We start from the raw sequence: 6,153 nt of genomic DNA, 5'->3' as shown, positions 1-6,153 counted from the left end.
TATATGCGGTTATATCTTCCTATTATCCCGACTATCCAAAGATGCCGAACCCACCGAAAAAATGCAGATGGAAAGCAAAATACAGGACTTAATTTACTATCGAGATAATTTGCAGATAGAAGACAAGGACAATATTCAAAAGGTTTTAAATACGCTCATTCCAGAGTATCAAGCCGAACAAAACAACCAAACAGCGAAGAAAAATTAGGCTTCAATGTCGGGCAAATCAAAAAGCTGTCGATCTCTATTTTCTGTTAAATATTCGTTGAGTTCAGCGAGTATTTTTTCTTTATTGGCTTCATTTGCCTGCATTTTCTTAATCAAGTAAGAACCGAGCAAAATTTTACGTCTAGTATCGTCTTTTCGTTGCTGTTCTTTTTGCTTGGTACGTTCTCTTGCTTCAATAGCCTGTTTCTGTGCTTTTAACTGTTTCAGCTTCTCTAACTGGGCTTCAATTTTCTTTTCGATATTTTCAGCAGATTTAGTCATAACGGTTAATTTCGGAATATAGAAAACCACTCAAGCATAAGACCCTATGAATTGAAATTCAAGCGGGTAATATGCTATCGTGTTTTTCATGAAATGCGCACTTACGACTTGAATTTCATTCAAGTCAAAAGATGCGTAAGGGGGACACCCCTTAACCCCAAAAGCAAAAGCAAAAGCGGTAAAGCAAATGAAGAAATACAATATTGATGAACAGCATATTTTTATATGCTCAAACTGTGGGAATGAATTTTTATACAAATTACCTAAAATTCTTATAGAGCAAATGAATGGAGTATCCATTCAAACTATTAGAAAAGAATGCCCGAAATGTAATCAATACGTGGATGCCACAAGGAAAATTTAATGGCGATTTACCACTGTACAACCAAAACCGTTAACCGCAGTTCGGGAAGAACTGCCGTTGCATCTATGGCTTATCGTGCAGGGGAAAAACTAGAAGATAAACGTACAGGGCTGACGCATGACTTTACGAGAAAGGATGGAGTCGCCCATACCGAAATTGTGTCTAATCTCAATATTGAAATTGACCGCAGCCAACTTTGGAACTTGGCGGAACAGTCCGAAAACCGCAAAGATGCCCGAACCGCCAGAGAGTGGGTAATCGCCCTACCCGATGAATTAGACGCAGATCAACGTAAGGACTTGGCAAAAGCCTTTGCCACGGCCTTAGTTGATCGCTATGGCGTGATTGCAGACTTAGCCATCCACGAACCCAGCAAAGGCGGAAATGATAAGAACCATCACGCCCATATCATGCTTACCACCCGAAAGGCGGAATTAGACCCTGAAAACAATCTGACTCTGACCACAAAGGCAGAAATTGAACTCAGCAACGCCAAACGAAAAAGCCTTGGTATGGGTACAACCCAAGACGAAATTAAACAGATTCGGGAAACGTGGGCAAACCTTGCCAATCGTGCTTTGGAACGAGCAGGCATACAGGAAAAAATAGATCACCGCAGCTATGCCGATCAGAATAACGGACTACAAGCCACCATCCATGAAGGCACTAAAGTCACCCAATTACGCAGAAAAGGCATAGACACTGAAATCAGCCGTTTTAATGACAATGTGAAACAGCAGAACGCCCAACAGCTTGACCAACAGAAACAGCAGAAAGAGAGCGTTTTACAGCGTGGTTTAAACCGTGTCGATCAAGGTTTTGATCAATGGCAGAAGAACCAAGAAACCAAACGTCTAGAACTGGAACGCCAAGCGGAAATGAAACGACAGCAAGAATTAGATAAACAACGAGCCGAGCAAGCACTCCGCAAGGCATCTCAAAAACTAAGTAGAGGCGGAATGTCATTATGAGTAATCAAAATGATTTAGATGACCAGTTATATATTTTATTGGCATCCATGAAGGAATATCGAGAAGCCATAGCAGACGATAAGAAGCGATTAGAGCAGTTTTACAACCAAGTCGCTAGTGGAGTGCTAGACAAGGCTGAAAAATCGCTAGAAAACGCAAATAAGAAGCATACAGGTGCATTAAACAACAGTATTCAGGCATTAAACGAAGCTACAAACAGGCTCAACTTAAAACTTATCCTTATTTTTGCCAGCACGTTTGTGGCTGTGATGATGGTATTCATTTTGGCAATCTTCTTATACGTGCCAAGCAAAGACGAAATTGATAACCGTAGAGCTGATATGGCTTTACTAAAAAAATATCCGCTACAAATTAGAGAAAGTGATGGTGAAACATTGGTGAGAATCATGAGGAAAAATTGCTATTCGTTTGAACCGAGTAGTGTCAAAGAAAAAACGTATGACTGGTGTCAGATCGACCCTAAAAAATACTAGTTGATCGGTACTTTGCTTGGTTTTTCTTATTACTGATCAGATTACAGCAAGCGCAAAGTTGCCCGACTTTGAAACATGGCTAAAGCCATATTTCAAAGCATCGAGCTGAAATTTCGCATAAGAGATTTTATGTTAAATAAGACTATTAAGATCAGTTATAATTATCCAATAAGTGATTAAAAATAATAAGGTAATTTATGTCTACATGGGTGTGGGTACTTATTTATTTGGCAGTTAGCTTAATGTTCAAATGGATTATTTCATGGGGTGGAGCTGATTATATTAAAGGCTGGAAGAGTATCTTTTTCTTAGATATGGAATCAAGCTCATGGAATGAAGAACAGCTTAGAGCTATGGCTTTGTTTCTATGGATAGCATTTACCATTCTTTTTATTATAGGTTTAATTTACCCCGAATTTAGATTCTATAAGCTTAAAAATAGTTTGTAAAAAACGGAGCTTAAGCTCCGTTTTTATGGGTGATTTTTTAAATCATTCAGCATTGCATCACGTAAAATCTTATTCATACGTGTCTGATAGCCTTTGCCTTGTGCTTTTAGCCATTGCATGACATCTGCATCAATGCGTACTGTAGTCACTTGTTTAGTTGGCTTATAAAACGGATTTTGGACAGCATTTTTCCAAAAGCTTTCATCAAGTTCAGGAATGTCGGAAAAGTCTATTTCACTGTCTGCGCGTTTAGCCAGAGCTTCAAGTCTTGCCTTTTGTTCTTCAGACAAAACAGGAGGTTTATTCAAATCTACTTTGTACGTAACGGTTTTGCTCATACTGTTTCCTCTCTTTTTTCTCTGCCTGTCGTGCCGAAATAATGCGGATATGATCCATCCCATTATGGTCTTGTACTGTGTGGGCCACCAATAAAACAGCTTGCCCATGTACCATACCTATCGCTTGCCAACGATATTCACCATTTTCAAAGCGATCCTGTTTATATAAGGCATGAGCATCGTAAAAAACCAATGTCGCATCTTCAAAAGCTATACCATGCTTTTTAAGGTTTATTTCTGCTTTATGCTCATCCCATGAAAACTCAATTTCCATAGTTGCATCGCTTTTTGTTAATATAAAAATGTTAATACAAAATTGTAACTTTTGCAAAGTTCTTCCATTTTTTATTGGCAAAAGCTTACAGAATCGAACATAAAAAAGCCGACTTGTTTCCAAGCCGGCTTTTCGACATCATCGAGCACATTATTTATAGCATAAGTTTTTGATTTTTATAAATTTCAATGTATGCATTTCGTATAACCACCATTATGTTAAATGTATAACTTTATAAAGTGTTAATTTTAAAGTCTTCCAATGTTTTGCCTTTTTCTTCTAATAAATTATGAACAAACTCAGGCTCTAATTTCAGCATCAGTTCAATAGCATCATGGATTTTCCAAAATTGTAATTCAGGATGATCTATTATTTGGATTAAATGGTTTTTAATTAAAGGAATATATTCATCGTATTTTTCATCATCAATTAACCAAAATAAGCGACTAATATCAAATGGTTCTGTATTAGATATTTCTATAATCTTTTGTATAGGATGAAATATTTTTATTCTAGCCTGTTCACCAAATCCTAGATCAGCTTGGAATGCCCAATAACGAACAAAAGCTCTAAGTACATGCTGAAGTGTATCATCATAACCATGTAAACGATGATCTATATAACCAACTAATTTATTTTCATTTAATAAATTTACTAATGCATCAAAACCAGAGGATTGTCCCCAATTAGTCAGAAGTTTTGCTGCCTCAAATACAATATTTTCATCAGAAGAATTTAATAAATTTATGACTTGTTCTATACGATCTTCAGGAATATCTTCTGGATCTAAATCTGTTGCATCACATGCGTAATCTGCATGAGTAGGAACGTCATGCAGTAATACAGAAATTTCTTTATTCATTAAGCCACTCATTAATAATTATCTTAAGCTTTCCTAAAATTAACATAATACACCTTATACGAAATACGTTATAATTCCACTTAGAAATCAATGCTGTAGTTTCTAGTTTATAGCCCATCTTCCCCAAGGTGGGCTTTTTTTATGATTTTTCACGTTCCACGCCTATTATTTAAGCAATGTTTCACAACTTTGATTAGCTCCATTAAATAATTAAAACCTAGATAATAAGAACCGAGCGAGTGTCTACGAGCGATTGAGCATCATCAAAATTTCACGCTCGCCTTTTCTCTGATTACAAGCTTCCTTTAGATTTTAAACGGTAGATACAGAGCATCCCGAATGGGTGCGAACTTTGGAGCTTTTGCTTTTCAAAAAGTATGAGCGAAGCGAATACATTACAAATGCTTTTGTTTTTAGATTTCACAAACAGTATTAACCAAAAACTGCCCCACGAAGCGAGGAACGAGCTTCAATAGAGTACGAGCTTTAGCGAGTACATAGGGCAGTTTGCACTCCCCTCTCGAAAGGCTTTTAATTATTTTTAAAGCTTTTAATGCTTTTAGACAGGTTGAAACCCTTGTGTAGTAAGTGTTACAGACTATATAAACGGACATTTGCTCTTGTATAAACGGACATTTGCTCTTGTATAAACGGACATTTGCTCTTGTATAAACGGACATTTGCTCTTAATTAAAGGACATTATAAATATTGACCTTAAAAAGATATTAGATTACATTGTCCTTTAATTAGATAATAATAAGTTCTTCTTATGAAAAATAGTTTAGTCGTGAAAGATAATGCTCTAATAAATGCCAGTTACAACCTAGAGCTAACGGAACAACGTTTGATCATGCTAGCTATCATTAATGCTAGAGAATCGGGACAAGGAATCACTGCGGATAGTAAACTGGAAATACATGCTAGTGACTACGCCAAGCTATTCAATGTATCTGCCGATGCGTCATATAAAGCTTTGAGAGAAGCTGTAAATAATCTGTTTAATCGTCAATTTAGTTATACAGCCGAATATAAAAAAACAGGCAAAGTCGGCATTGTTCGATCTCGCTGGGTAAGCCGTATATTTTATGTAGATGACCTAGCATTGTTAGAAATTACTTTTGCTCCTGATGTAGTGCCTTTAATCACACGATTGGAAGAACACTTTACAAAATATGAAGCTAAACAAGTTGCTCACCTAACCAGTAAATACGCCACTAGGCTTTATGAATTGCTGATTGCTTGGCGTGAAGTTGGAAAAGTTCCACAACTAGAACTTAGTGAGTTTAGAAACAGATTAGGTCTTGTTGATAGTGAATACACCGCCATGAGTGACTTTAAAAAGCGTGTGCTTGAACCATCAATTAAACAAATTAATGAGCATACTGATATTACTGTAACGTATGAACAGCATAAAAAAGGACGGATCATTTCAGGTTTTTCTTTCAAATTTAAGCAAAAACAACAGCCAAAAGTTGAAGCAAAAAGAGATCCAAACACGCCTGATTTTTTTATAAAAATGACCGATGCACAACGCCATTTATTTGCGAATAAAATGTCAGAAATGCCTGAAATGGGGAAATATTCACAAGGTACAGAAAGCTACCAACAATTTGCTATTCGTATCGCTGATATGCTTTTAGAGCCTGAAAAATTCAGAGAGCTTTATCCAATTTTAGAAAAATCAGGATTTCAGCCATGATTAAATTAAATAACCTATCAACCGATCTAAAGCATGTGACCGTTGAATACCTCGACATCGTAAATTATGAAATTGCGAGGGAAAATATATGCGGTTATATCTTCCTATTATCCCGACTATCCAAAGATGCCGAACCCACCGAAAAAATGCAGATGGAAAGCAAAATACAGGACTTAATTTACTATCGAGATAATTTGCAGATAGAAGACAAG

At 36.6% G+C, this 6,153-nt stretch carries 10 protein-coding genes; 6 read left to right on the top strand and 4 right to left on the bottom strand.

The window, feature by feature from the left end; all coding sequences use genetic code 11:
* A partial coding sequence (locus FTT77_RS16785) for a hypothetical protein (RefSeq protein ID WP_180182530.1) occupies nucleotides 1-208 on the top strand: 208 nt, incomplete at its 5' end.
* Here FTT77_RS16785 and FTT77_RS16780 read toward each other — a convergent pair.
* Nucleotides 205-489, bottom strand: a complete 285-nt coding sequence (locus FTT77_RS16780; RefSeq protein ID WP_074947903.1) for a mobilization protein — start codon at nucleotides 487-489, stop codon at nucleotides 205-207. The two genes, FTT77_RS16785 and FTT77_RS16780, sit on opposite strands and share 4 nt — an antisense overlap.
* 363 nt (nucleotides 490-852) lie before the next feature.
* On the opposite strand from FTT77_RS16780, the gene mobQ reads away from it, so the two are divergent.
* The 3 genes from mobQ to FTT77_RS16765 all read left to right on the top strand — a co-directional run bounded on the left by mobQ (nucleotide 853) and on the right by FTT77_RS16765 (nucleotide 2,767).
* Nucleotides 853-1,824, top strand: coding sequence for a MobQ family relaxase (gene mobQ / locus FTT77_RS16775; protein WP_180006216.1), 972 nt, complete (start codon nucleotides 853-855; stop codon nucleotides 1,822-1,824).
* Nucleotides 1,821-2,318 carry a hypothetical protein gene (locus tag FTT77_RS16770; protein WP_180006217.1) on the top strand — a complete coding sequence of 166 codons (498 nt, stop codon included), beginning with the start codon at nucleotides 1,821-1,823 and terminating at the stop codon, nucleotides 2,316-2,318. Before mobQ ends, FTT77_RS16770 begins: the two co-directional genes overlap by 4 nt.
* 197 nt (nucleotides 2,319-2,515) lie before the next feature.
* Nucleotides 2,516-2,767 (top strand): hypothetical protein, encoded by a 252-nt coding sequence (locus FTT77_RS16765; protein ID WP_004969151.1) that lies wholly within the window; start codon nucleotides 2,516-2,518, stop codon nucleotides 2,765-2,767.
* Nucleotides 2,768-2,790: 23 nt separating this feature from the next.
* On the opposite strand, the gene FTT77_RS16760 is transcribed toward FTT77_RS16765, so the two are convergent.
* From FTT77_RS16760 to FTT77_RS16750, 3 genes are all read right to left on the bottom strand, one after another.
* Nucleotides 2,791-3,105, bottom strand: a complete 315-nt coding sequence (locus FTT77_RS16760; protein WP_096902543.1) for a BrnA antitoxin family protein — start codon at nucleotides 3,103-3,105, stop codon at nucleotides 2,791-2,793.
* Nucleotides 3,068-3,379 (bottom strand): BrnT family toxin, encoded by a 312-nt coding sequence (locus FTT77_RS16755; protein ID WP_096902542.1) that lies wholly within the window; start codon nucleotides 3,377-3,379, stop codon nucleotides 3,068-3,070. Before FTT77_RS16755 ends, FTT77_RS16760 begins: the two co-directional genes overlap by 38 nt.
* Nucleotides 3,380-3,611: 232 nt before the next feature.
* A complete protein-coding gene (locus FTT77_RS16750) occupies nucleotides 3,612-4,241 on the bottom strand; it encodes a hypothetical protein (RefSeq protein WP_078194520.1) in 630 nt (209 codons plus the stop codon).
* 770 nt (nucleotides 4,242-5,011) lie between these two features.
* Here FTT77_RS16750 and repM point away from each other — a divergent pair.
* Together repM and FTT77_RS16740 are read left to right on the top strand one after the other, a co-directional pair.
* Complete coding sequence (repM, locus tag FTT77_RS16745) at nucleotides 5,012-5,941, top strand: replication initiation protein RepM (protein ID WP_004871874.1); 930 nt, start codon at nucleotides 5,012-5,014, stop codon at nucleotides 5,939-5,941.
* Nucleotides 5,938-6,153 (top strand): hypothetical protein (locus FTT77_RS16740; RefSeq protein ID WP_180182529.1); only part of this gene is annotated, 216 nt, incomplete at its 3' end. The genes repM and FTT77_RS16740, both read left to right, overlap by 4 nt.

Origin of the sequence: Acinetobacter sp. YH01010 (assembly GCF_013420775.1) — a bacterium.
In the GTDB taxonomy this organism is placed as follows: Bacteria; Pseudomonadota; Gammaproteobacteria; order Pseudomonadales; family Moraxellaceae; genus Acinetobacter; species Acinetobacter amyesii.
Note: the sequence above shows the minus strand (reverse complement) of the source record. Positions and strands in the feature narration are given on the sequence as shown.

Excerpts from the sequence above, each read along its gene's own strand:
- FTT77_RS16750 (WP_078194520.1), bottom strand. The coding sequence starts at position 4,241 with ATGAATAAAGAAATTTCTGTATTACTGCATGACGTTCCTACTCATGCA.
- FTT77_RS16765 (WP_004969151.1), top strand. The coding sequence starts at position 2,516 with ATGTCTACATGGGTGTGGGTACTTATTTATTTGGCAGTTAGCTTAATG.
- repM (WP_004871874.1), top strand. The coding sequence starts at position 5,012 with ATGAAAAATAGTTTAGTCGTGAAAGATAATGCTCTAATAAATGCCAGT.
- FTT77_RS16755 (WP_096902542.1), bottom strand. The coding sequence starts at position 3,379 with ATGGAAATTGAGTTTTCATGGGATGAGCATAAAGCAGAAATAAACCTT.
- mobQ (WP_180006216.1), top strand. The coding sequence starts at position 853 with ATGGCGATTTACCACTGTACAACCAAAACCGTTAACCGCAGTTCGGGA.
- FTT77_RS16770 (WP_180006217.1), top strand. The coding sequence starts at position 1,821 with ATGAGTAATCAAAATGATTTAGATGACCAGTTATATATTTTATTGGCA.
- FTT77_RS16780 (WP_074947903.1), bottom strand. The coding sequence starts at position 489 with ATGACTAAATCTGCTGAAAATATCGAAAAGAAAATTGAAGCCCAGTTA.
- FTT77_RS16760 (WP_096902543.1), bottom strand. The coding sequence starts at position 3,105 with ATGAGCAAAACCGTTACGTACAAAGTAGATTTGAATAAACCTCCTGTT.